This is a genomic window from Bacillus cereus group sp. N12 (genome assembly GCF_016483575.1).
GTDB classification, from domain to species: Bacteria; Bacillota; Bacilli; order Bacillales; family Bacillaceae_G; genus Bacillus_A; species Bacillus_A toyonensis.
Window position 1 is genome coordinate 1 of record NZ_JAEHBO010000205.1, and the last position, 393, is coordinate 393.

The window sequence follows — 393 nt, forward strand, 5'->3', positions numbered from 1 at the left end:
GTATGAGGATAAGCAGGATTACTTCTATTATGACGAAGATATGTCCATTGTTGATTCTAAGGTTACCATGTTTGATTTGTCTGAAATTCCAATTGAAATAGCTTTGAATCAGGTTCATATAAAAGGTGAAGAGTTAAAAGGAAGTTTAAATTTGAATGTAGGACCATTATTTAAAGGGGCCTTATTCCAGCTTTCAAATGATCAACAGTTGTTATTATTAACTGCACACCACCTTATAGTTGATGCTGTGTCCTGGCGTATTTTAATTGAAGATGCAAACCGATGTTTGAATAGCTTGTATTTAGGAGAAGTTCCATCGCTACCATTAAAAACTAACTCTTTCCAAGATTGGTCTGAAGCTTTAAATAGTCGAGGAGTTAATTTAGTACATGC

General features: G+C 34.1%; 1 protein-coding gene. It reads left to right on the forward strand.

Annotated elements, in window-relative coordinates:
- Positions 1–393 (forward strand): condensation domain-containing protein (locus JDS92_RS30160; protein ID WP_199633047.1); only part of this gene is annotated, 393 nt, incomplete at both ends.